The organism is Streptomonospora sp. PA3, from assembly GCF_009728995.1.
Lineage (GTDB): Bacteria > Actinomycetota > Actinomycetes > Streptosporangiales > Streptosporangiaceae > Streptomonospora.
Map to the genome: position 1 here is coordinate 13,346 of NZ_VTZW01000008.1, position 22,295 is coordinate 35,640.

A 22,295-nucleotide genomic window follows, 5' to 3' on the forward strand; every position below is an offset into this window, starting at 1 on the left:
CCTGTCACTCCCCGCCGAAGGCCTCGTCGAGCGAGGCGGCGGCGTCGCCGGCGGCCTTGTCCACCGAGGCGTCGCCGGAGGCGACCCGCTGGACCATGGTGGGCAGCACGCCCTCGGCGTCGATGCTCGCCCAGGCGCCGGTGACGGGGACGAAGCGGGTGCCCGCGTCCAGGGTCTCGATGAAGGGCGCGACGTCCTCGTCCTGGGCGGCGATGTCGCTCTGCACGCCGCTGAGCGTGGGCAGGTTGCCCATGGCCTCGTACATCCGCTGCTGGTACTTCTTGCCCGCCAGCAGTTTGACGAACTCCACGGACAGGGTGCGGTGGTCGGTGCCGGCGAGCACGCCGAGGTTGTTGCCGCCCGCGAAGGCCGGAGCGACGGAGTCCGGCTCGGTGCCGGGCAGCGGCACCACCGCGGTGTCCTCGGCCACCTTGCTCTCCTGGACCGCGTTCATGTTGAAGTTGCCGCCGATGGTCATGGCCGCTTCGCCGGCGATGAAGTTCTGCACGCTCTCGTTGCCGGTCATCTGGGCGCAGGTCTGGGGCGGGCACACGTCCGGCGACAGCACCTGGGAGTACAGCTCCAGCCCCGCCTTGGCTTCGGGCGAGTCGATGGCGGCGGTGTAGGAGCCGCCGTCCCGCTCGGCGATCGCGCCGCCGTGGGCCCACACGAAGGGGAGGAATCCGTAGGTGTAGGCGCCGCCGGCGGAGAGGCCGAGCATGTCGGGCTTCTCCTCGCGCACGGTGCGCCCGGCCTCGACGACCTCCTGGAGCGTCTGCGGGGTGTCGATGCCCAGCTCGTCGAAGACGTCGCTGCGGTAGAAGAGGGCGCGCACCCCCAGGAACCAGGGCACGCCGTAGGTGCCGTCGCCGACCTGGGCCGTGGCGGCGACGTCGGCGGAGATACCGCTGTAGGCGTCCCAGTCGGCGAGCTCGTCGCCGATGTCGGCGAATCCGCCGGCCTCGACGTATCCGGCCAGGTCGGTGTTGCCGTACTCGGCGACGTCGGGAGCCGAGGAGGGGTCGTTGAAGGCGCCCTGGAAGCGCTCGGCGCGGGAGTCGACGGGGATGTACTGGACCTCGACGTCGACTCCGTCGTGGGCGGCTTCGAACTCCGCGATCGCGTCGTCGACCACCCGCTCCTTGGGCTCCTGGTCGACCTCGGAGAACAGCCACACGCGCAGGGTGCCCTCCATCCGGTCCGCACCGGGGCCGGAGGTGTCGGTCTGGGCGGGTGCGCAGGCGGCCAGCAGCGCCGCGAGCGCGACCAGGGCGCCGACGCGTGCGGTGCGGCGGTATCGCATCAGAACTCCTTCGCCTGGGGGTGGAGGTGCTGGTCGGTCTATACCGGACCAGACCGCGAGCACCGAACCTAGGCAGGCGGCGGGCCCGGGCTGAAGAGCCTCCGAGGAAGGTTGTGCTCTGCACAACGCGTGGACGCCTATGCGCGACGCAGCGCAGGGCGCTCGCTCCGGCGCTTCACGGGCACGCGGCCGCGCGGCAGCGCCCGCGCCGGGCCGCGCCGGCCGGCGGCGGGGGCCGTGCGCGGCACCGGTCGCGTGCCGGAGCAGGGCGGGACGCCGCGGGCACGGCCGCGGTCGGCGGTGCTGCGTGGTTGCGCTCACACCGGGGTTGCCCCCGCGTTTCCGCGGGCAGCTCGGTACCGCAGATGTCCGGCGATGACGGATAATGCAGGAAGGGACATCACTCCCGATCCCCCTCCTGTTCAGGTCGACCAGGTTCGAGCCGAGCGCGCATCAGACCGCGGGCGCGCCGAGTGAACGGAGCGCCATCATTCTCGTCCTCACCAACACCGAGGCCGGCAGCACCGAGGCGAACGTGCTGCACGATGTCGTCGCGGCGCTGGGCGACGACGCCGAGGCCGCGTTCTGCTCCACGCCCGAGGAGCTGGACAAGGCGCTGGACACCGCCGGCGACCACGAATCGCTGATCGCCGCCGGGGGCGACGGCAGCCTGCACGCGCTGGCCAACGCGCTGCACCGGCGCGGCGAACTCGGCGAGCGCACGGTGGGGCTGCTGCCCATGGGTACGGGCAACGACTTCGCCCGCGGCCTCGGCATGCCCTTGGACCCCTACGCCGCCGCGGCGGCCCTGCGCGCGGCGCGGGCGCGTCCGCTGGATCTGATCGTCGACGACACCGGCGAGGTCACCGTCAACGCCGTCCACCTGGGCGTCGGCGCCGAAAGCACGCGCGCGGCCTCCCGCTGGAAGCGGCTGCTGGGACCGGCGAGCTTCCCGATCGGCGGGGTCATCGCCGGATTCGCGGCGCGCGGCTACCGGTTGCGGGTCGAGGCCGACGGCGAGGTCCTCATCGACACCAACCACAAGGTGCTGATGGTCGGGCTGGCCAACGGCCGCTACATCGGGGGCGGCACCGCCCTGCTGGCTCCCGACTCGGTGCTGGACGACGGGCTGATCCACCTCGTGGTCTCGCGTTCGCGCGGGTTCACCAAGCGCGCCGTGCACGCCGTGCGCCTGCACCGCGGGACCCACCCGCTGGAGGTGGACGTCTACCACCGCCGGGTGCGGCGGATCTCGGTGACGGGCGAGCGGTGCCCGGCCAGCGCCGACGGCGAGCTGAAGGAGAACGTCACCGGGCGGACCTGGCGGGTGCTGCCCGCCGCCTGGCGGTTCCTGGTGCCGGCGGAGACCGACGACGCGGCGGCCTGAGCAGCTGAGCGCGCTCGGCCGCCCCGGGGGCCGCGCACCGCGGCCCCGGTGGGAACGCCTCCCGGCGGCGGAGCGCACACCCGACGCGGCCGGTGCCGGCGGCGGCACGCTACCCCCGCGCCGCGGCCGGCCCCACGTGAAGGTCGTGGAGGTCCTCGCCGACGACGTGGGTGCGCGCGTCCTCGACGTCGTGCAGCAGGGCCGCGGGCACGATCCCCTGCTCGTGGCCGCGCAGCGCATCCGCCCGCGCCTCGTTCAGCTCGTCCAGGGCCGCGCGGTCCTCCCCCAGGGCCGACAGCGTCCAGCCCAGCAGCACCTGGGCGCGCAGCCGGCCGGAGAGGTTGCTCAGCCCCTGGTAGCCCTCCTTGGCCAGCCGTGCCTTGTCCTTGGCCTGCCGGTAGTGCTTCTGGCGGTACAGCGCCTCCGCGGAGTGGCGCCAGGCGCGGGCCTGCCACCAGCGGTGGCCCAGGCGGGCGAACCCGGCGGCGGCCTCGTCCATGTCGCGCAGGCCGGCCTGCACGTCGGTGCGCATCCGCAGCTCCCCGAGGATCAGCAGGGTTCGGTAGCTGCCCCAGGTGTCGCCGGCCGCCTCCAGCAGCCGATGGGCCTCCTCCACGCGCGCGACGCCGGCCCGGTCGTTCCAGCCGCTCTGGTCGGCGCGCAGCCTGCGGGCGCCGGCGCCGTCCCAGCGCGGCAGGCCGCCGCCCTCCCAGCCCGCGGTACATCCGGGCCAGTGGTCGTCGCCGAGGTTGCGGCGCACCCGGTCCCGGTGGATCCGGCGCCATTGGGCGACGAGCGCGGCGACCGCCGCCCGGTCGCTGTAGTCGCCCAGGACTCCGCGGAAAACGAAGTCGCGCAGGCTCTGCGTGCGCTCCTGCTGCCGCTCGGGGGCCAGCACCATGTCGCAGTCGTCGTACTGCAGCCACAGCCGCGCGTTGTCCAGCCGGCCCATGGAGCGCAGGCACCGGGCGCGGTACCAGGATCCGCCCGAGGCGTGCTCCAGCTCCTCCAGCACGCCGCGCAGGGTCAGCCATGCTTCCAGGTCGCGGCGCATGTGGCCGCGCACCTCGCCCAGCAGCAGGCCGGCCTTTGCCGCCTGCTCGGGATCGCCGAGATCGGCGAACTCGGCGCGCGCCTCGGCCAGCAGCCGGTGGGCCTGCTCGTAGTCGCCGCGGAACCGGTGGAGTTCGCCGAGGTTGCAGCGGGTGCGTGCGCGCCACCAGCGCTCGCCGCGGCGGGCGAAGGAGTCCTCGGCGGCACGCAGCTCGCCTTCCCCCTTGTCCCTGTCGCCCATCCGGTAGAGGTTGACCCCGATCGCCCGGGCCGCCCGCGCCTCCCAGCGCTCGTCGCCGCCCGCCAGCACCGAGCGCGCCTCCCGGGCCAGCTCGACCGCACGGCCGTGGTGGCCCTCGTTGCCGGCCAGTTCCGCGCGCTCTAGCAGGGAGATCCCGTAGGCCGCGGAGCTGTTCATCCGCTGCGCCAGCTGCGAGGTCCGCTCCAGTGCGGCGCGCCAGTCGGCCCAGTAGACGCGTCCGGCGCGGCAGTGCGCGGCCAGGGCGCGCTGCAGCCGCCACTCGACGGCCAGCGGGGCGCCGCTGTGGGTCAGCTTCAGGCACGCCTGGATCTGCTGGCGCTCGTCGGTGAACCAGTCGGCGGGGCGCTCGCTGGGCGCCAGCCCCAACCGGGGGTCGGGCTCGGGGGCCGGCAGGCGCGGTTGGGTGAAGCCCCATTCGCGGGGGGCGCGCCCGATCGCGCTGCGTTCGGCGAGCCAGGCGTATGCGGCCAGGAGCCGGTCGATCGCCCGCACTGTGGCGGGGCCCGACCAGCGCGGCCGCTCCAGCGCGGCCACCCCCAGCTCGCGGGAGGTGCTGCGCCGCAGGATGGAGTTCAGCTCCTTGACGGGCTGGTAGCGCAGGGAGCCGTGGGCGCTGGGCGCCCGGCGCAGCAGGTGGCGGTTGCGCAGTTCCTCCAGCAGCCGCCCGGCCTCGGGGACGGGCCTGCGCAGCAGCGCCGCCGCCGCCCACGGCGCGATGGAGGTCAGGCCGCTCTTGGCCAGGCGGCCCAGCAGCAGCTGCTCGTCGGCGGGCCGCTCCCGGAAGAGGATGCGGAAGGCGGTGGCGACGCTGTGGTCGGTGAACAGGTTCTCGCCGCCGTCCTGGCGCAGCTCCTGCAGCAACTGCCGGGTGCTCACCCCGTTGTGCAGGACTCCTCGGCACAGGGCCAGGGAGAGCGGGCGCCCTCCGCACTCGCGGGCGATCTCGGCCAGGTCAGCCGACGGGCCTGGCGGCGCTTCGGCGGGGCCGGCTCCCGGGGGGTGGGCCAGCAGCCGCACGCCCGCCTGCACCGAGAGTGGGCCCAGGGGGTGGCGGTGCACGTACATGCGGGCGTCGGAGAGGGCGTTGGTGCTGGTGATGAGCACGGCGCAGCCGTCGCCGCCGGGCAGCAGCGGCTCGACCTGGTCGAAGTCCTCGGCGTCGTCGAGGATGAGCAGGAGCCGGCGTCCGCGGGTCAGCGTGCGCCAGGTGCGGCGCAGCGCGGCCAGCGGGATGTCGTCGCGCTGCGGAGCCGCGTCGATGCTGCGCAGGAGTTCGGCCAGGACGCGTTCGGGCCGGCGGGGGGCGCGGGCGGTGCCGGCGGGGGCGCCGAACAGGTCGCAGCGCAGCCGGCCGTCGGGGAAGCGGTGCTGGACCCGTTTGGCGACCTGGGAGGCCAGTTCGGATTTGCCGATGCCCGGCTCGCCGGTGACGGCGACCACCAGCGGGCCCGAGCGCGCGTCGCCGGCGGCGGCGCGGCGGCGCCCGAACCGGCGGCGGGCGCCCTGGCGCACCGGCGGCCCGAACCGGCGCAGGATGTCCTCCAGGGCGTCCTCGCGCCCGACGAACACGGGGCTGTCGAATTCCACGTCCTGCTGCCGGGCCGCCGCTGCGGCGGCGGGAGACAGGGGTTGGGGGCGCGCCTCGGCGGCGTCGAGGCGTTCGCGGCGCATCCGCAGGAGTTCGCCGACGGTGCCGAGCACGCCCGAGGCGGCGCCGCCGGAGAGCACCGTGACCATGGGCGCATGGGGGAAGACGTCGCCGATGACCGCCAGGGCTCCGGCGCAGGCGCCGATGGCGACCAGCAGGAGGATCAGCCGCCAGCGCAGCCGGAGCGCGCCTCGGCCCGCCTCCGCCGACCTCGTGTTGTCCGGCATCGGGGACCTTCGTGCTCCTGTTCGCTTGGTGGCGGGCGCCGGTGCCGAGTCGTGGAACGGCGGGCGCCCCGCCGACGGGGGAAACCAAGTTTTGGCCCGGAGGCGCCGACTGTCCAGCCGCTTAGGGGCCCGGGAAAGGGGAATTCACCGACGCTTCAACTCCGCCGCCGCTGTGGAACCGGCTTGCCCGCCCCTTCCCTCGACGTCCAGGGTTTCTCGGTGAATGGGATCTTCGTCTCAGAATATGGGAAGATGGAGCCGGAACGGGCAAGGTCTACGACCGGATCGACGAACGCCTCCACCACTTCATCGACGAGCAGCCGGTCTTCTTCGTGGCGACGGCGCCGCTGACCGGAAGCGGACACGTCAACCTCTCCCCCAAGGGCCGCTTCGACTCGCTCGCCGTACTGGACGAGCACACCGTGGCCTACCTGGACTTCGGCGGCAGCCACGCCGAGACTCTCGCCCACCTGCGCGAGAACGGCCGGATCACGCTCATGTGGTGGGCGTTCTCCGGCCCGCCCAAGGTCCTGCGCGTGCACGGGCGCGGGCGCCCCGTCTTCCGCGACGACCCCGGTTTCGCCGGCCTGATCCCCGCATCCGGCGGTGCCGACGCTCCCGGGGTGCGCGCGGTGGTCGTTGGTCGCGGCCGAGCGCATCAGCGACTCCTGCCGCTACGCGGTGCCGCCGATGGACTGCCGCGCCGAGCGCACGCTGCGCTCCGACCTCTTCGGTCGCAAGTCCGAGGCGGAGTTCGCCGAGTACTGCGCCGGCAAGGAGTTCAACGGCGCCACCATCGACGGGCTGCCCGCGCTGCCGCCGCCCCGCACCCCCTGACACCCGCCGACGACCGCGCGGGTCCGCAGCCAGAGCCCCTCCCTGCACGCGGATCCGCGTGCGGTTGGCCTACGATGATCGGAAATCCTTCCCCCTATGGTCGAAGAGGACTCCGATCATGACCGAGCACAGCGACGACGTGCCGGGCGCGCAGTGGCCGCCGCCGAGCATGGACTTCAGCAAGCCGACGATCGCGCGGGCCTATGACGCGCTGCTCGGGGGCAAGGACAACTACGCGGCCGACCGGGAGCTGGCGGCCTTCGCCACCGAGAACATCCCCGGCCTCAAGGAGTCGGCCTGGGAGAACCGCAAGGTGCTGGTGCGGGGCGTGCGCTTCCTGGCGGCCGAGGCGGGCATCGACCAGTTCCTCGACCTGGGCAGCGGCCTGCCCACCGTGCAGAACACCCACGAGGTCGCCCAGGCGCACAACCCCGACGCCAAGGTCGTCTACGTCGACATCGACCCGCTGGTCACCGTGCACGGGCAGGCCATCCTCGCCGAGAACGACAACACCAAGGTCTTCACCGGCGACGTGCGCGACCCCGCGGCCGTGCTGGGCCACCCCGAAGCCCGGGGGCTGCTGGACTTCGACCGGCCCGTTGCGCTGATGCTCGTGGGGATGCTGCACTACCTGTCGCCCGACATCGCCGACGAGGTGGTCAGCGCCTACCGCGACGCCCTCGCACCGGGCAGCTACCTGTTCATCACCTCGCTGGTGGACACCGGACTGCCCGCCCAGCAGGAGCTGGCGCGCATCACGCGGGAGAGCCTGGAAGAGGGCTGGGCGCGCACCCCCGAGGAGATCGAGTACCACTTCGGTGATTTCGAACTCGTCGAACCGGGCGTGACCTACACCGCGCTGTGGCGCCCCGACGAACTGATCGACGCCAACAACCTGGCGCCCGGCGAGCAGTTGGGGATGGCCGGAATCGGACTCAAGAAGAACTGAAAGAAGGCGGAGGCGGGCGCCGTCGGCCCGCCTCCGCAGACTTCGCGTCATCGCCTCCGCTCGGAGTGTGAGCGGCCGTATTCGGCTTCAGCGGTGAGCGGCCTCGTATTCAGCCACGATCTCAGCGGGAATGCGCCCGCGGTCGTTTACCGACTTGCCGGCCTGCTTGGCCCAGGACCGGATCTCGGCAGCCCGCCGACTGCTTCCTCCGGAGCTTTTCTTGCGCCCCTGGCCCTTGCGTCCCGCCTGCGGGACCTTGCGCGCTCCGCTCAAATACGGGGACAGGGTTTCGCGGAGCTTTTTGGCGTTGGCGGAACTGAGATCGATCTGGTAGCTCTTCCCGTCGATACCGAACTCGACCGACTCGTCGGCGGGGCCGCCCTCCAGGTCGTCGACGAGCAGGACCTCAACCTTCCGAGACATGCCGTTACCTCGATCTTCTCAATCAGCGCTGCGGGATTCGCGTCTTCGCGATCCACTATAGGAAATAACCGAAGAAAATCCAAACAGGGGGAGAACTTTACCTTTGTTTCCCCCGCGCTTTTCGGGTATTCCGCGGCGGGGCGGCGGCACTGGGGCCGGGCCCTATCCTGCAGGGCGGGGCCCGGCCCGCGGGAGCCGCCGATGCCTGTGCCCGGAGCGGCCTCCTGCCGCGGCAGGAGGCGCCCGCCGGGCGCGCCGCGGCGGATGCGATGCTGGTGCCGAACCCGGCAGCGCGGACCGCCCCGCGCCGGGCAGGGACGACCGCGCCGCCGAGCGGCGCGCTGATGGGGGAGGAATGGCGTTGACGTCCGAGCTGACCGGTGCTCCGCGACCGGGTGCGGTGCTGTGGGACATGGACGGCACCCTGGTGGACTCCGAGCCGCTGTGGGGCGTCGCCCTGGACGAGGTGGCCGCGGAGCTGGGCCGCCCGCTCACCCCGGAGGTGCGCGAGGCCATCACCGGCACCGACGACCGGACGACGATGCGGCTGCTGTGCGCCCACACCGGCACCGCCGCCACCGACGCCGAACTGGCGGCGCTGGGCGACCGCGTCATCGCGCGCGTGGCCGGGCTGCTGGAGGCGCAGGTGCCCGTGCTGGAGGGGGCGGTAGAGGCGGTGCTGGGCCTGCGCGCGGCAGGGATCCCGCTGGCCCTGGTCACCTCCTCGCCGCGGCGCATCGCCGAGATATCCCTAGCCGCGCTGGGCGCGGACGTGTTCGACGCGGTGGTCACCGCCGAGGACGTCGCCTGCCGCAAGCCCGACCCCGAGCCCTACCTGCTGGCCGCCAAGCTGCTGGAGGCGGACGCGGCGCAGGCGTGGGCGGTGGAGGACTCCCCCAGCGGCGCCCTGGCCGCCGAGCGGGCGGGGTGCAGGGTGCTGCTGGCGCCGGGCGCCCTCGCGGGCGCCAGAGGGCCGGGACGCGTGCAACTGGCGGCGCTCACCGAGGTGCTGCCGGTCGGCACGGGCGGCGCGCACTGAGGCGGGCGGCGCGCAGCGTGCTCACGAGCGGGTCGGAGGGGTGCGCCTACGTCGTGTTTGAGAAGTCGGTCACCACAGAGGTTGCGGCAATGGGGCTGGATCCCGCGAAGCGCCCGCCCGTCACCCGCCACCGGCGGCGCGGCTCCACCTGGGAAGAACTGCGTGCGCTCGGCGGCAAGCTGCGACCGCGCTTCGCGAGACGCGCCCATTGCCGCAACCTCGACGGTGGCCGCCCCAGGTGGTACCCGGTGGGTTCCTGGCAAGCGGCGCCCTTGCTGTCCTTGGACACGCCGACGTCCAGTTTGAGTGGTCGGTCACCACACGAGGCTGCGGCAATGGGGCTGGATCCCGCGAAGCGCCCGCCCGTCACCCGCCACCGGCGGCGCGGCTCCACCTGGGAAGAACTGCGTGCGCTCGGCGGAAAGAAGAACTGCGACGCGAAGCGTCTCCGTTGGGGTGGTGGCGGGCTGACGGGCGGGCCGCGCTACGCGAGACGCGCCCATTGCCGCAACCTCGACGGTGGCCGCCCCGGGTGGACCCCGGTGGGTTCCTGGCAAGCGGCGCCCTTGCTGTCCTTGGACACGCCGACGTCCAGTTTGAGTGGTCGGTCACCACACGAGGCTGCGGCAATGGGGCTGGATCGCGCGAAGCGCTGACGCCGGCTTGCCGCCGAGCGGCGGTGCACCTTCGCGTCGACGGCCCGCCACCGGTGGCACGGCTCCGGCCGGCAAGTTGCGCGTGCGCTCGACGGAAAGAAGAACTGCGATGCGAAGCGCCACCGTTGGGGTGGCGGCGGGCTGACGGGCGGGCCGCGCTACGCGAGACGCGCCCATTGCCGCAACCCCGATGGCGGCCACCCCCGGTGGTACCCGGTGAGTTCCTGGAAACCGGCGCCCTTGCTGTTCTTAACCGCGACCCAAGGACCCCGCAGGCCCGCGGGAAAGCACCTCACGCCAGGCGGTCGAGGACCTGTCGGGCGGTGAGGCAGCCGGCGGTGGTCAACTCCAGGTTCGCCAGGGACGCCTCGTGCACCGCGGTCTCGGCCGCGGCGACGCAGTCGGACACCGGGTGCACGGTGAAGCCCAGGTCGGTGCCGTGGCGCGCCGTCTGCTCGACGGTGAGGTTCGTGGCCACGCCGGTCACCAGCAGGGTGTCGACGCCCAGTGCGGCCAGGCGCGCGGGAAGCCCGCTCGCCAGTCCCGACAGCCGCTGATTGTCGACGACGAAGTCGCGCTCGCCCAGCTCGGCCATCTCCGGGATGAGGGCGGTCGCGGGGGCGTCAGGGCGGAAGCACTCCTGGGCCTCGCCGACGGCGTTCATGAATCCGGTGTTGCGGACCAGGTCGCCTTCGCCTTCGGGAATCGTGAACCGGGTGAACACGACGGGCACACCGGCCGCGCGGGCCGCGGCATGAAAGCCCGCCGCGCGCCCGATGACGCCGCTGGCGCGCACGGGCTCGCTGAGCATGCCGCCGAAGAAGCCCTCCGGGCGCACGGTGTTCACCTGCCAGTGCAGCGCCAGGACGGCGGTGCGCTCCGCCGCTACGGTCGAGGCCATGACGACGATCATGCCATGGGCGCACTCGGCGTTCCGCGGCGGGTCCGGGTGCCCCGGCGGCGGGAGCGCAGCGGCGCAGCCGTGGGGCCCGGGCGGGCCGGGAACCGGCGGCGCCCCGCCCGGCGGAAGGCGCCCCGCCGCCGGCTGTCAGTCGCCCTGGTCGCCGGGCCCGCTCTGGTAGACGAGGTCGGCGTAGTCGGGGTGGCGCTGGATCCAGCTCTTGACGAACGGGCACACCGGCAGCACCGCCAGGCCGCGGGTGCGGACGTCGTCGAGTGCGCCGCGCACCAGGGCGCCGCCGACGCCTTGGCCCTCGTAGGCGGGGTCGACCTCGGTGTGAGTGAACACGGCGAGCTGGTCGGTCAGCTGGTACTCCGCGAATCCGGCGACGGCGCCGCCGGTGCGTGCTTCATAGCGCTTGCGCTCGGGGGCGTCGGCGACCTCGATGTCCATGGGACCTGGCTCCTCGTTCTCCGGCCGATGCTCGCGGACGGGGCCCGGCGCCCCGTGCCGATCTCTGTCAGGGCCCCTACCCGCGTCCCCGCAGGCGGGCAACCTCCTCGCGGACGGCGGGCGCGATCTCGGCGGCGAAGCGCTCCACCTGGGCCAGGCTCCCGTCTTCGGGGGCGAAGACGAAGGTGTCCATGCCGACCTCGACGGCGAGTCGGGACAGCTCCTCCACCCAGGCCCGGGGCGGGCCCTGCAGCGGGGCGTCGCCGCTGCCGTCGACGGTGCCCATGACGTTGTAGAGCCGCCGGATGCGCGCCGGGTCGCGGCCGGCGTCGCGGGCCGCGGCGTCGATCCGCTCGCTCATGGCGGGCAGCTTCTCCGGCGGGAAGTAGGTGTTGGAGGGGATCCAGCCGTCGGCCAGTCTGCCGACGGCGGCGAGCAGGCGCGGGCCGCCGACGCCCAGCCAGATCCCCATGTCGTGCACCGGCCGGGGGCCGGGTTTGACTCCGGCGAGGCGGTAGTGGCGGCCGTCGAAGCGCACCGAGCTGCGGTCGGACCACATCAGCCGCACGACCTCGACCGCCTCCTCAAGCGCACCCGCCGCCTCCGGCGGCGTGCGGGAGGGGCCGCCCATCGCGCTGACGGCCTGCCAGAAGGCCCCGGCGCCCAGTCCCAGCTCGAAGCGGCCGCCGGAGACGACGTCGAGGCTCGCCGCGGCCTTGGCCATCACGGCGGGCGGGCGGAGGGGGAGGTTGGCGACGTCGGGGAAGACGGTGACGCGCTCGGTCCGGGCCAGGATCGTGGCCATGAGCGTCCAGGTGTCGAGGTGGCGCCGCTGGTAGGGGTGGTCCTGGATGCCGATGAGGTCCAGCCCGCCGCGTTCCGCGGCCCGGGCGATCGCCAGCGTCTCGTCGAGAGCGGCGGCGTCGGGCGCGGGGAAGGCTCCGAAGCGCAGCGGATTGCCGTAGTCGGGCACCGGCTTCCTCCCTCATAGGGGTGTACGGGACACGAATGTGCCGCACCGCCGAGTCTGCCAGTCCGCGGCACGCGGCGGGAGAGACGCGCGCCGGGCGTCGCCGAGCCGGCGCCGGGCCAGGAAAAGGAGGCGCCGCCGAAGCGGCGCCTCCTGCCGACCCCACCCCTCCTTTGGGGCCGGCTCCCGCGCACGGCACCACCGAAGCGGGGTGCGCTGGGAGCAATGTATTACTTCCCGGAAAAACGATACGTATGCATACAGGTTCCCGGAAGGGACGGAATCGGTGGGGTTACGGCGACTATCGGGCTCAGTCGGCCAGCAGCGCGGTCACCAGGTCGGCGAGGCCGGTGGTGTGGAAGTCGAACGAGTCGGCGTCACGAGGCGGGTCGCCGACCGGCCGCTGGACATAGGCGGTGCGCAGGCCCAGGGCTTGCGCGCCCCGCAGGTCCCAGGCGTGGGCGGCGACCATGAGGACGCGCTCGGGCGCACCGGCGGCCAGGCCGGCGGCGAGCCGGTAGACGTCGGAGGCCGGTTTGTAGCTGCGCGCGTCCTGCGCCGAGAGCACGTAGTGCCATCGCAGTCCGGCGCGGGCGCTGAGGTGCACCAGCGTCGCCCGGCTCGCGTTGGACAGGCCGACCAGCGGGAGGTGCCGCGCGAGCCGTTCGAGGGAGCCGACCGTGTCGGGCCAGGGATCGAGCCGCCTTTCGGCGGTGGCGAGCCGGTCGACGGCCGCGGGGTCGGTCACGCCGCACTCGGCCGCCACGACCTGTGCCGCCTCGCGGTCGAGGACGTCGCTGTCGGCGTAGGGGCGCCGCCCGTCGATCATCCGCTGCTGCTGCTCGGCGACGTGGCTCTGCCACATCGCGACCAGGTCGTCGATGCGTTCGGGGCCGGAGCAGGGAGCCAGGTCCCCGATGGCGGCGTGCAGTCCGCCGGGCTCGTTGACGAGGGTTCCCAGGATGTCGAACACGACGAGGTCGATGTCGGCGTGTGAGGGCATGCTGCTCCGCTCTCCCTGCCCGCGTGGCCGCTCCCGTGTGCACGGGGCGATGGCTGCGTGATCCACGGGGCGCTTACCGGATGCAGACTACAGCCGCCCCGTCATCCGACCGTTGCCCGGATCGGCGCGGTGCAGGCACCGCACCGCGCGCGGCCGGCGGAAGCCCGGGACCGTGAACTCGGGGCCGGGGCCGGGACCGATCCGCGGCACCGGCCCCGGTGCCTCAGCGGCGCCAGTCGGGGCGGGTGCTGCCGCGCGAGGCCTTGCGGCCGCCGCCCTTGCCCTGCTTCTCCCTGATGCGCATCGTCAGCTTGATCGGGCTGCCCTCGAAGCCGAAGTCCTCGCGCAGGCGGCGCTCGATGAAGCGGCGGTAGTTGTCCTCCAGGAACCCGGTCGTGAACAGCACGAACTGCGGGGGCCGGGCGTCGGCCTGGGTCGCGAAGAGGATCTTGGGCTGCTTGCCGCCGCGCACCGGCGGCGGGGTCGCCGCCACCAGCTCCTTGAGCCAGCTGTTGAGCCTGCCGGTGGGGATGCGGGTGTCCCAGCCGGCCAGGCTCGTCTCCAGGGCGGGAACGAGGCGCTCCACGTGCCGGCCGGTCCGGGCGGAGATGTTCACGCGCGGCGCCCACCAGACCCGGGAGAGCTGGCGGTCGATCTCCTTCTCCAGGTAGTAGCGCCGGTCCTCATCCAGGCTGTCCCACTTGTTGAACGCCAGCACCAGAGCGCGGCCGGCCTCCACGACCTGCTCGACCACGCGGATGTCCTGCTCGGCGAGCGGCTCGCTGACGTCCATCAGCACCACCGCGACCTCGGCCCGCGACAGCGCCGTCGAGGTGCGCACGGTGGCGTAGTAGTCGGCTCCCTGCAGCGCGCGGAACCGGCGGCGGATGCCGGCGGTGTCGATGAAGGTCCACGGCCGCCCGCCCAGCTCGACGACCTCGTCGACGGCGTCGCGGGTGGTGCCCGCCACCGCGTCCACGACCACCCGGTCCTCCCCGGCGATCCGGTTGAGCAGGCTGGACTTGCCGACGTTGGGCCGCCCCACCAGGGCGATCCGGCGCGGTTCGTCCTCGCCCTCCTCCTCGCGCTCAGGCGGCGCCTCGGGCAGGGCCGCGGTCACCGCGTCGAGCATGTCGCCGGTGCCGCGCCCGTGCAGCGCGCTGACGGGGAACGGCTCGCCGATGCCGAGGTTCCACAGCTCCATGGCGTCGGCTTCCTGCAGTTCGCCGTCGACCTTGTTGGCGGCGAGCACGACCGGCTTGCCGGACCGGCGCAGCACCCGGGCGACCGCCTCGTCGGCGTCGGAGATGCCCACGGTGGCGTCGACGACGAACAGGATGGCGTCGGCGGCGCGCGCCGCGTACTCCGCCTGGCGGGCGACCATTCCGGCCAGGCCGGAGGCGCCCGTCTCCCAGCCGCCGGTGTCGACCAGGGTGAACTCGCGGGACTGCCAGGACGCGTCGTAGGCGACGCGGTCGCGGGTGACGCCGGGGACGTCCTCGACCACCGCTTCGCGGCGCCCGAGAACCCGGTTCACCAGGGACGACTTGCCGACGTTGGGCCGCCCGACGACGGCGACCACGGGCTTGACCTCGACCTCCTCGTCGGCGCCGTCGGGCGGGCCGTCGAGGGCGGGGTTGTGCTCACTCATTGCGCTACTCCCGGTTTCGCCGCCCCACGCGCCCAGGATCGCGTGCCGTGGAGCGGAATGACGGGCCGCGCCCGCTTCGGGCACGGCGGAATTGTCGGCCGCCGGACACGGTGTCCGACGGCCCGTTGGGCCGCGCCGCCGACCGGCGGCTACCCGGCGCCCGATCCGGCGCCGGGGCGGCGCCTGCTGCTGTGGCGGCAGACCTTCACCGGTCCGCGTTCCCGCCGATCCCGCGGTTGCCGCCGCGGCACGCCGCCAGCGGCGCCTGCTGCGGGATCGGCGCTGCCGGGAGCACGTGGCGCCCCCGGATCACCGCCGGCCCGCCCCTAGGAGGCGGCGGACCTCTCGGCCTCGCCGGCCGCCGCGGCGGCCCGGTCGGTCAGTTCGACCACCAGCGCGATCACCTCGTCGAGCCCCAGGCCGGTCGTCTCCAGTTCGAGGGCGTCGGCGGTCCGGGTCAGCGGCGAGTCCTCGCGGCTGGAGTCGAGCAGGTCGCGCCGGGCGAGATCGGCCTGGATGGCGGCCACGTCGCTGCCGCTCAGCTCACCGCTGCGCCGGTGCGCCCGCGCCTCGGCGCTGGCGGTCAGGTAGAGCTTGACCGGGGCGTCGGGGGCCACGACGGTGGTGATGTCGCGCCCCTCGACGACGATTCCTCCGCTGCGGCGGGCCTGCGCGATGATCTCGCGCTGCATCGCCACCAGGCGCTCGCGCACCGCCGGCACGGCGCTGACGGCGCTGACCTGCGCGGTGACCTGCTGTGTGCGGATTTCACGGGCGACGTCGGTGCCGTCCACGCGGACCGTGGGTGCGGCAGGGTCGGTGCCCATGGTGATGTCCGGGCGCCCGGCGGCCTCCGCGACCGCCGCCGCGTCGCCGATGTCGATCCGATGGTGCTGCATCCACCAGGTCATCGCCCGGTACATCGCCCCGGTGTCGAGGTACCGCAGACCGCGCGCCGATGCCACGCCCCTGGCCGTGCTGGACTTGCCCGACCCCGAGGGTCCGTCGATGGCGACGACGACGCCCTCGGCGCTGCCCTGCGCGCTCACGTGGTGCTCTCCTCCGGGGTGTACTGCGTCCATCTCATCTCAACGGCTCAGCCTACAGGCGCCGCCGCCCCTTCGGCACCGCCCGGCCGCCCGGCACGGGCGGACCGCCGGACGGATCCGCTCAGGCGTGCACGGAGTACCCCCGCTCGCGGAGTACGCGGGCGAGGCGCTCCGCGGCCTCGGGCACCACGGAGAGTTGGGCCACACCCAGCGGCAGGCCGTAGGAGTGGTCCAGGCGTACGTCCTCGATGTTGACTCCGGCCTCGCCGGCGGCGAGGAACAGCCGGCCCAGCGAGTTGGGTTCGTCGGGGATGAGCACCGGCACGACCGCGTACTCGGGGGCGCGGCCGCCCCCGTGCTTGCCGGGAACGCGCCCGCGGCCGCTTACACCGCGCTCCAACAGGCCGCGGACCTCCTCCGGCGCCTCGCCGGCGGCCCGCGCAGCGCCGTCGGCGCGGGTTTCGCGCAGCGCCGCGGCCGAGGCGGCGAGGTCGGCGGCGACGGCCTCCAGCACATCGGCGACGGGGCCGCTGTTGTGGCTGAGGATCTCCCACCACAGCCGGGGGTCGCCGCCGGCGATGCGGGTGACGTCGCGCACCCCCTGCCCGGCCAGCGACAGCGCGGTCTCGTCGCCCTCCAGCAGGCGGGCGGCCACGGCGGCCGCCGCCACGTGCGGGGCGTGGGAGACCAGGGCGACGGCGCGGTCGTGGGCGGCGGCGCCGATGAGCACGGGTTCGGCGCCGCAGAGCCGGATCAGCTCGCGTACCGCGGCGATCGCTCCGGGATCGGCCTTGCCGGTGGGGCACAGCGCCCAGGAGCGCCCGAGGAACAGGTCGGAGCGGGCGGCGCTGGGACCGCTGCGCTCTCCTCCGCCCATCGGGTGGCCGGGGACGAAGGTGGCCATATCGCAGCCGGCGCTCTCGGCCGCGGCCACCACGCCGTCCTTGACGCTCGCGGCGTCGGTGTAGACCTGGGCCAGGCTGCGGTCCTGGGCGCTGCGCAGGACCGCCGGCACGGCGGAGGGCGGCGCTGCGATGACGGCGATGTCGGCCGGCCGGGCGGAGGCGGCGTCCTCGTCCAGCGGGGTCCCGGCGCCCAGTTCGCAGGCCAGGCGCAAGGCCGCGGCATCGGGATCGCTGAGCGCGACACCGATGCCGTGTTCGCGCAGGGCCAGTGCGATCGAGGTGCCGATCAGCCCGGCGCCGACGATCACCGCGCGTTCGATCCCGCCCACGTCGCTCCCTGGTCCGCTTCCGGCCTTTCGCCCGGGTCGGCGGCGTCGGCGGTATCGCCCTGCGCCGCACGCGCCCCCCGGGTATCCCACCAGCCTACGTCGAGTCCAAGAAGTCGGTCGCCCCAGGCGGTACCCGGCGGGTTCCTGGAAGCGGCGCCCTCCGTCCTTGAACGCGGCGAGTCGGGAGCCCGCCCCCGTCGGCCTACTGCGCGATGTCCAGCCGCAGCGCCTGGGCACCGCGGAGGTAGACGTGGTGCAGCTCGGCGCGGGGCCTGTCGGTCTCGATGTGGGCCATCAGGCGGACGACGCGGGGCAGGGCGCGCGGTACGGCGATCTCGGTCGCGCACATCAGCGGAACCTCGGTGAACCCGAGCTTGCGCGCGGCCAGGGCGGGGAACTCGGCGTTGAGGTCGGGCGTGGCCGTGAACAGCACGCTGATCACGTCGTCGGTGGTCAGCTCGTTGCGCCGGAGGACCTCCGACACGAGGTCGGCGGTGGCCTCCAGGATGGCGTCGCGCTCGTCGGCCTCGACCTGCACCGCACCCCGGATCGCTCGTACTGCCACTTCTCGCCCGTCCTTCTCCGCGTCGTGTTGGGGTCCGCCGCCGGCGGCACGTGCCGCCGGCGGCGGTGAGCCGCGTCGCCGGTTACATTCCCGCGGCAGTGTAGAGCTCGCTGACCTCCGCGGCCGTCAGTGCGCGCATCGTGCCCGGTTTGAGGGTCTTGATGCCGATCGGGCCGATCCGGGTGCGCGCAAGGTCCTTCACCGGGTGGCCCACGGCGTCCAGCAGCCGGCGCACGATGTGCTTGCGCCCTTCGTGCAGCTCGATCTCGACCAGCGCCTGTGGCTCGCCGTTCTCGACGATCCGGAAGGAGTCCACCTCCACCGGGCCGTCGTCCAGCTCGACGCCTGCGCGGATCTGGCGGGCGACCTCGCGGGGGACGGGGCCCGGCACCTTGGCGACGTAGGTCTTGACGACCTGGTAGCGGGGGTGGGTCAGCCGGTTGGCCAGCTCGCCGTCGTTGGTGAGCAGGATCAGGCCCTCGGTCTCGGTGTCGAGGCGGCCGACGTGGAACAGGCGCTCCTCGGTGTTGCCGGTGTAGTCGGCGAGCGTGGGGCGGCCCTCGGGGTCCGACATCGTGCTGACGACCCCGCGGGGCTTGTGCAGCGCGTAGTAGAGCCGGTCCGGCGAGACGACGACGCGCATGCCGTCGACCCGGATCTCGGAGGTGTCGGGGTCGACGCGGGCGCCGAACCGGCGCACCGTGTGCCCGTCGACGGTGACGCGCCCGGCCACGATCAGCTCCTCGCTGGCGCGCCGGCTGGCCACGCCGGCCTGGGCGAGCGCCTTCTGCAGGCGGATGCCGCCGGGGACGTCGGTGTAGGCGTCGCGGTCGTCGCCGGGGCTCTCCTCGTCGCCGGGGTCGTACTCCGAGCGCAGCGTGTTGAGCCGGGAGCGGGCGGCCGGCGAGAGGTCGCGCTCGGCGCGCCCGCCGCCGCGGGGGACGCGGCTGTCGCGGAAGTCGCGGGGCGCGGGGCCGCGGCCGGAGGCGCGGAACCCGCCGCGGTCCTCGCGGCGGGTGTAGGTGCGCGAGTCGGGGCGCTCGGAGCGCTGCCCGCCGCGGGAGTCGCGGGCGGTATCGCGCTTGCCGGCGTCCTGCCGGCCGCGCTCGCCGGAGCGCTGGGAGCGGTTGGACTCGGCGCGCAGCACGGGGTCGCGCCCGCTGGCGCCGCCGCGGTTCTGACGACCCGGCCGCTCGCCGCCCTGGCGGGACCGGGCGTCGCCGCTGCCGCCGCGGGCCGAGGGGCGGCCCTTGCCCTGGCCGCGCGGAGCCGAGCCGGTGCCGCGCCGCCGGGTCGAGTCGGGGTGTTCCTGGTCGCCGCGCTCACCGCGCGGGGCGGACCGGCCGCGGTCGGCGCGGCGGTCGTCGGAGTCCCGCGCACCGCGGGACCGGGAGTTCTTACGTGGCGTGTTCACCGGTGTCGTCAAAACCTTCGATGTCGTCAGGCAGGAAAGGGGCGAGGTCGGGGAGCTCGTCCAGGTCGCGCAGCCCGAGCCGCTCCAGGAAGTAGCTGGTGGTGCGGTACAGGTGCGCGCCCGACTCCGGGTCCTGCCCGGCCTCCTCGATGAGTCCCCTCAACACGAGGGTACGCATAACACCGTCGCAGTTCACACCGCGCACAGCCGAGACCCGGCCGCGGGAGACGGGCTGGCGGTAGGCGACCACCGCCATGGTCTCCAAAGCCGCCTGGGTGAGCCGGACCTCCTGGCCCTCCTTGAGGAAATGCTCGACGACGTCCGCGCATTCCGGCCGGGTGTAGAAGCGCCATCCGTCGGCGACCCGGCGCAGGTCGAAGCCGCGCCCCTGCTCGGTGTACTCGCGGGAAAGCCCCTCCAGCACCGCGGAGACCTCCTCGACCGAGGAGTCGAAGGCGCGGGCGAGGTCGAGTTCGGCGACCGGCTGGTCGACGACCATCAGCACCGCCTCCAGGTCGCGGCGCATATCGGCCTCGCGCCGCCCCCCGCCGGCCGTCTCGGCCGCCCGCGGTCGGTCCTCCGGTGCCGCGCTGTGCGCCCGCTCCCCCGACTCGGCCTGCTCGGCCCCGCCTCCGGTCGCGGATGCGGCCCCGGGCCGTTCTGCGGTGTTCACGCGTCCTCCTCGCTGTCCTGCTCGGCCTGGTCGAACTCGTCGGAGACGGCGACCTCGCCCTCGGCGCTGCCGGTCCAGGTCACCGTCAGCTCCGCGAGCGGCTCGGGCTGCTCGAAGCCGACGCCGCCGGCGCGGTAGAGCTCCAGCAGCGCCAGAAACCGCGCGACGATCTCGAAGGTACCGGTGCAGTCGGCCGTCAGCTCGGTGAAGGTGAGGGTGCCGCTCTCCCGCAGCGCGCGCACGACGATGTCGGCCTGCTCGCGCACCGAGGTGCGCGTCTGGTGGATGTGGGTGACGGGGACGCTCGGCGGCTCGCGCGGGGTGAACACCCGCGCCGCCAGCATCGCGAACTCCTGCGGGCCGAGCTTGATGAGGACGTCGGGGCGCGCGTCGGCGAAGCGCTCCTCCAGCGGGACCGCGCGCGGGAAGCGGCGCCCCTGGGCGGCGAGCCGCTCGGCCAGCACGGCGGCGACCTCCTTGTAGGCGCGGTACTGCAGCAGCCGCGCGAACAGCAGGTCGCGGGCCTCCAGCAGCGCGAGGTCGGCCTCGTCCTCGATCTCCCCGCGCGGCAGCAGCCGGGCCGCCTTCAGATCCAGCAGCGTGGCCGCGACCAGCAGGAAGTGGCTGGCCTGGTCCAGGTCCCAGGTGTCGCCGTGGGCCCGGATGTAGGCCATGAACTCGTCGGTGACCTTGGACAGGGAGACCTCGGTGATATCCAGCTTGTGCTTGGAGATCAGCCCCAGCAGCAGGTCGAACGGCCCCTCGAAGTTGTCCAGGTGGACCTGGAACCCCTGGTCGGCCGGGTTCTCGCCGTCCGCTCCGGGGTCGTGCGGACTCTCCCCGGAGGGGTCGTCGATCTGCACGGGTGGCCCTTCGTGACACGCCTTGGGAACGGGTCAAGACTACTGCGGCACGCCTGCGCTGCGCGGCCGCGAGCCGAATGTGTTTCGCGCCCGCCCGTGCCGGCGGCCGGGGTCGGGGTCGGGCGACGAGGCCCCCCGCAGCCGCGCCGGCTGCGGGGGCTCGATGTCCGCGCTCCTGCGGTGGCACTCGGCCCCGCCGGGGCGGCCGCCGAGGCGGCGGCCGGTTCAGTTGTCGTGCAGGCGCTGGACGAGCAGGCTCGACTCCCCGCGCTCCTCGAAGTCGGCGAGCAGCACCGCCACGGCTTCGCGCACGATCCGGCCGCGGTCGGCGGCCAGCCCGTGGTTGCCGCGCAGCGCCAGCCGGGCCTGCTCCAAGGCGAGCAGCTCGGGTGCGGAGATGTAGACGGTGATCTTCTCGTCGTGGCGCTGCCTGCCGCTGGGCTGGGGCGGGGTCGGTTGCAGACCCCGCTGCGCCTGCGCGGGCGGCGCGGCGCCGGACGCGCTCTGCCGGGCCGCCGGCTGCGGTGCGGGCGGCCGCTCTGTCGTCGCGGTGGAGTGTGCGGGCTCGGGTTCGGGCTCGTCAGGGCCGGAGGAGCGGAAGAACAGCTCGTCGGCCCCGGGCAGGGTCACGCGCCGTGACCGCTGTTTGGCCACCGGGCCAGCACCTCCTTCGCCAGGTCTCGGTAGGCGTTGGCACCGGCCGACGTGGTGTCGAACCGCGTTATCGGCTCGCCCGCCACCGTGGCGTCGGGGAAGCGGATGGTGCGGTTGATGACGGTGCCGTAGACCTTGTCGCCGAATCCGTCGATGATGGTGGCCAGCACCTCGCGCGCGTGCAGGGTGCGCGGGTCGTACATGGTGCCCAGGAACCCGTCGATGACCAGGTCCTCGTTGAGGCGCTCCTGCACCTTCTGGATGGTGTCCATGAGCAGCGCGACACCGCGCAGCGCGAAGAACTCGCACTCCAGCGGCACGATGACCCCGTCGGCCGCGGTCAGCGCGTTGACCGTGAGCAGCCCCAGCGAGGGCTGGCAGTCGATGAGCACGACGTCGTAGTCCTGGACGACCGGGCGCAGGGCCCGCGCGAGCATCTGCTCCCGCGCGACCTCCCCCACCAGCTGCACTTCGGCCGCGGACAGGTCGATGTTGCTCGGTATCAGGTCGAGGCCGTCGATGTCGGTCTTGAGCAGCACGTCCTCGACGGCGACGTCGCGCTGCATGAGCAGGTTGTAGACGGTCAGGTCGAGCTCGCGCGGATCGAGCCGCCCCAGGCCCACCGACAGCGCCCCCTGGGGGTCGAAGTCGACGAGCAGCACCCGCCTGCCGTACTCGGCTATCGCGGCGCCGAGGTTGATCGTCGTGGTGGTCTTACCGACCCCGCCCTTCTGGTTACACAGTGCTACAATCCGTGCCGGACCGTGGCTGTCCAACGGCTCGGGTTCCGGATAGTCCGGTTTAGGTCTGTTCGCTTGCAGTTCAGCCCCCGTGCTGCGCGTTTCCCCCCATGGGTTGCTCGCCGGGGAGTCCGGCACGTTCTCGTCGATGGGGCCGCCCGGCTCCGCATCGTCGTACTCCGACCAGCTCACAACCCTTGACCTCCCTACGGACCGGCCCCGCCGAGCGCAGCGGCGCCCGCCGGCGTTCCGGCCGTCGGAAAAACTCAATATGTCGACAGCAACGAACCGTCGTGCCGCGACTCTAGAACGTCCGCGCACAATCGTTCAACGCGACACTC

Annotated in this window: 21 protein-coding genes; 4 read left to right on the forward strand and 17 right to left on the reverse strand. The window is 73.7% G+C overall.

From position 1 onward, the window contains the following. Window positions 1–4: 4 nt before the first annotated feature. The gene (locus tag FZ103_RS05995; protein ID WP_155999482.1) at window positions 5–1,303 is read right to left on the reverse strand and encodes an extracellular solute-binding protein; all 1,299 of its coding nucleotides are present in this window, start codon (window positions 1,301–1,303) and stop codon (window positions 5–7) included. A 385-nt stretch (window positions 1,304–1,688) separates the two neighbouring features. Here FZ103_RS05995 and FZ103_RS06000 point away from each other — a divergent pair, with 385 nt between their 5' ends. After that, the gene (locus FZ103_RS06000) at window positions 1,689–2,690 is read left to right on the forward strand and encodes a diacylglycerol kinase family protein (protein ID WP_155999483.1); all 1,002 of its coding nucleotides are present in this window, start codon (window positions 1,689–1,691) and stop codon (window positions 2,688–2,690) included. A 109-nt stretch (window positions 2,691–2,799) separates the two neighbouring features. On the opposite strand, the gene FZ103_RS06005 is transcribed toward FZ103_RS06000, so the two are convergent. Beyond that, the gene (locus FZ103_RS06005) at window positions 2,800–5,880 is read right to left on the reverse strand and encodes a tetratricopeptide repeat protein (RefSeq protein WP_155999484.1); all 3,081 of its coding nucleotides are present in this window, start codon (window positions 5,878–5,880) and stop codon (window positions 2,800–2,802) included. 155 nt (window positions 5,881–6,035) lie between these two features. Further along, the gene (locus FZ103_RS25985; RefSeq protein WP_343233438.1) at window positions 6,036–6,332 is read right to left on the reverse strand and encodes a hypothetical protein; all 297 of its coding nucleotides are present in this window, start codon (window positions 6,330–6,332) and stop codon (window positions 6,036–6,038) included. Between FZ103_RS25985 and FZ103_RS06010 the strand changes: the two genes are divergently transcribed. Then, the gene (locus tag FZ103_RS06010) at window positions 6,213–6,839 is read left to right on the forward strand and encodes a pyridoxamine 5'-phosphate oxidase family protein (protein ID WP_343233406.1); all 627 of its coding nucleotides are present in this window, start codon (window positions 6,213–6,215) and stop codon (window positions 6,837–6,839) included. The genes FZ103_RS25985 and FZ103_RS06010 overlap by 120 nt on opposite strands. Further along, the gene (locus FZ103_RS06015) at window positions 6,836–7,666 is read left to right on the forward strand and encodes an SAM-dependent methyltransferase (RefSeq protein ID WP_155999485.1); all 831 of its coding nucleotides are present in this window, start codon (window positions 6,836–6,838) and stop codon (window positions 7,664–7,666) included. Before FZ103_RS06010 ends, FZ103_RS06015 begins: the two co-directional genes overlap by 4 nt. An 87-nt stretch (window positions 7,667–7,753) precedes the next feature. On the opposite strand, the gene FZ103_RS06020 is transcribed toward FZ103_RS06015, so the two are convergent. Further along, entirely contained in the window at window positions 7,754–8,089 is a 336-nt protein-coding gene (locus FZ103_RS06020) for an Lsr2 family protein (protein ID WP_155999486.1), read from the reverse strand. A gap of 355 nt (window positions 8,090–8,444) precedes the next feature. On the opposite strand from FZ103_RS06020, the gene FZ103_RS06025 reads away from it, so the two are divergent. Then, a complete protein-coding gene (locus tag FZ103_RS06025; protein ID WP_155999487.1) occupies window positions 8,445–9,128 on the forward strand; it encodes an HAD family phosphatase in 684 nt (227 codons plus the stop codon). 948 nt (window positions 9,129–10,076) lie between these two features. On the opposite strand, the gene FZ103_RS06030 is transcribed toward FZ103_RS06025, so the two are convergent. The 13 genes from FZ103_RS06030 to FZ103_RS06090 form a co-directional block, all read right to left on the reverse strand. After that, window positions 10,077–10,685 carry a cysteine hydrolase gene (locus FZ103_RS06030; protein WP_155999488.1) on the reverse strand — a complete coding sequence of 203 codons (609 nt, stop codon included), beginning with the start codon at window positions 10,683–10,685 and terminating at the stop codon, window positions 10,077–10,079. Between the two features lie 147 nt (window positions 10,686–10,832). Next, the gene (locus tag FZ103_RS06035; protein WP_155999489.1) at window positions 10,833–11,138 is read right to left on the reverse strand and encodes a GNAT family N-acetyltransferase; all 306 of its coding nucleotides are present in this window, start codon (window positions 11,136–11,138) and stop codon (window positions 10,833–10,835) included. Between the two features lie 76 nt (window positions 11,139–11,214). Beyond that, window positions 11,215–12,111 carry an LLM class flavin-dependent oxidoreductase gene (locus tag FZ103_RS06040; RefSeq protein ID WP_186355882.1) on the reverse strand — a complete coding sequence of 299 codons (897 nt, stop codon included), beginning with the start codon at window positions 12,109–12,111 and terminating at the stop codon, window positions 11,215–11,217. A gap of 307 nt (window positions 12,112–12,418) precedes the next feature. Next, entirely contained in the window at window positions 12,419–13,111 is a 693-nt protein-coding gene (locus tag FZ103_RS06045) for a haloacid dehalogenase type II (RefSeq protein WP_155999490.1), read from the reverse strand. A 223-nt stretch (window positions 13,112–13,334) separates the two neighbouring features. Continuing rightward, window positions 13,335–14,762 (reverse strand): ribosome biogenesis GTPase Der, encoded by a 1,428-nt coding sequence (der, locus tag FZ103_RS06050; protein ID WP_155999491.1) that lies wholly within the window; start codon window positions 14,760–14,762, stop codon window positions 13,335–13,337. A 326-nt stretch (window positions 14,763–15,088) separates the two neighbouring features. Next, the gene (gene cmk, locus FZ103_RS06055; protein ID WP_186355883.1) at window positions 15,089–15,811 is read right to left on the reverse strand and encodes a (d)CMP kinase; all 723 of its coding nucleotides are present in this window, start codon (window positions 15,809–15,811) and stop codon (window positions 15,089–15,091) included. A gap of 121 nt (window positions 15,812–15,932) precedes the next feature. Then, window positions 15,933–17,045: a prephenate dehydrogenase gene (locus FZ103_RS06060; protein WP_186355884.1), complete on the reverse strand. Its 1,113-nt coding sequence runs from the start codon at window positions 17,043–17,045 to the stop codon at window positions 15,933–15,935. 202 nt (window positions 17,046–17,247) lie between these two features. Next, window positions 17,248–17,610: a chorismate mutase gene (aroH, locus tag FZ103_RS06065; protein ID WP_186355885.1), complete on the reverse strand. Its 363-nt coding sequence runs from the start codon at window positions 17,608–17,610 to the stop codon at window positions 17,248–17,250. An 82-nt stretch (window positions 17,611–17,692) separates the two neighbouring features. Next, entirely contained in the window at window positions 17,693–19,024 is a 1,332-nt protein-coding gene (locus FZ103_RS06070; protein WP_186355886.1) for a pseudouridine synthase, read from the reverse strand. Then, the gene (gene scpB / locus FZ103_RS06075) at window positions 19,008–19,550 is read right to left on the reverse strand and encodes an SMC-Scp complex subunit ScpB (protein WP_156000002.1); all 543 of its coding nucleotides are present in this window, start codon (window positions 19,548–19,550) and stop codon (window positions 19,008–19,010) included. The genes FZ103_RS06070 and scpB overlap by 17 nt, the downstream gene beginning before the upstream one ends. Before the next feature lie 143 nt (window positions 19,551–19,693). After that, window positions 19,694–20,473, reverse strand: coding sequence for a ScpA family protein (locus tag FZ103_RS06080; protein ID WP_156000003.1), 780 nt, complete (start codon window positions 20,471–20,473; stop codon window positions 19,694–19,696). Between the two features lie 312 nt (window positions 20,474–20,785). Beyond that, window positions 20,786–21,214: a hypothetical protein gene (locus FZ103_RS06085; RefSeq protein WP_394350080.1), complete on the reverse strand. Its 429-nt coding sequence runs from the start codon at window positions 21,212–21,214 to the stop codon at window positions 20,786–20,788. Then, complete coding sequence (locus FZ103_RS06090) at window positions 21,187–22,146, reverse strand: ParA family protein (protein WP_186355888.1); 960 nt, start codon at window positions 22,144–22,146, stop codon at window positions 21,187–21,189. The genes FZ103_RS06085 and FZ103_RS06090 overlap by 28 nt, the downstream gene beginning before the upstream one ends. Between the last annotated feature and the right edge of the window lie 149 nt (window positions 22,147–22,295).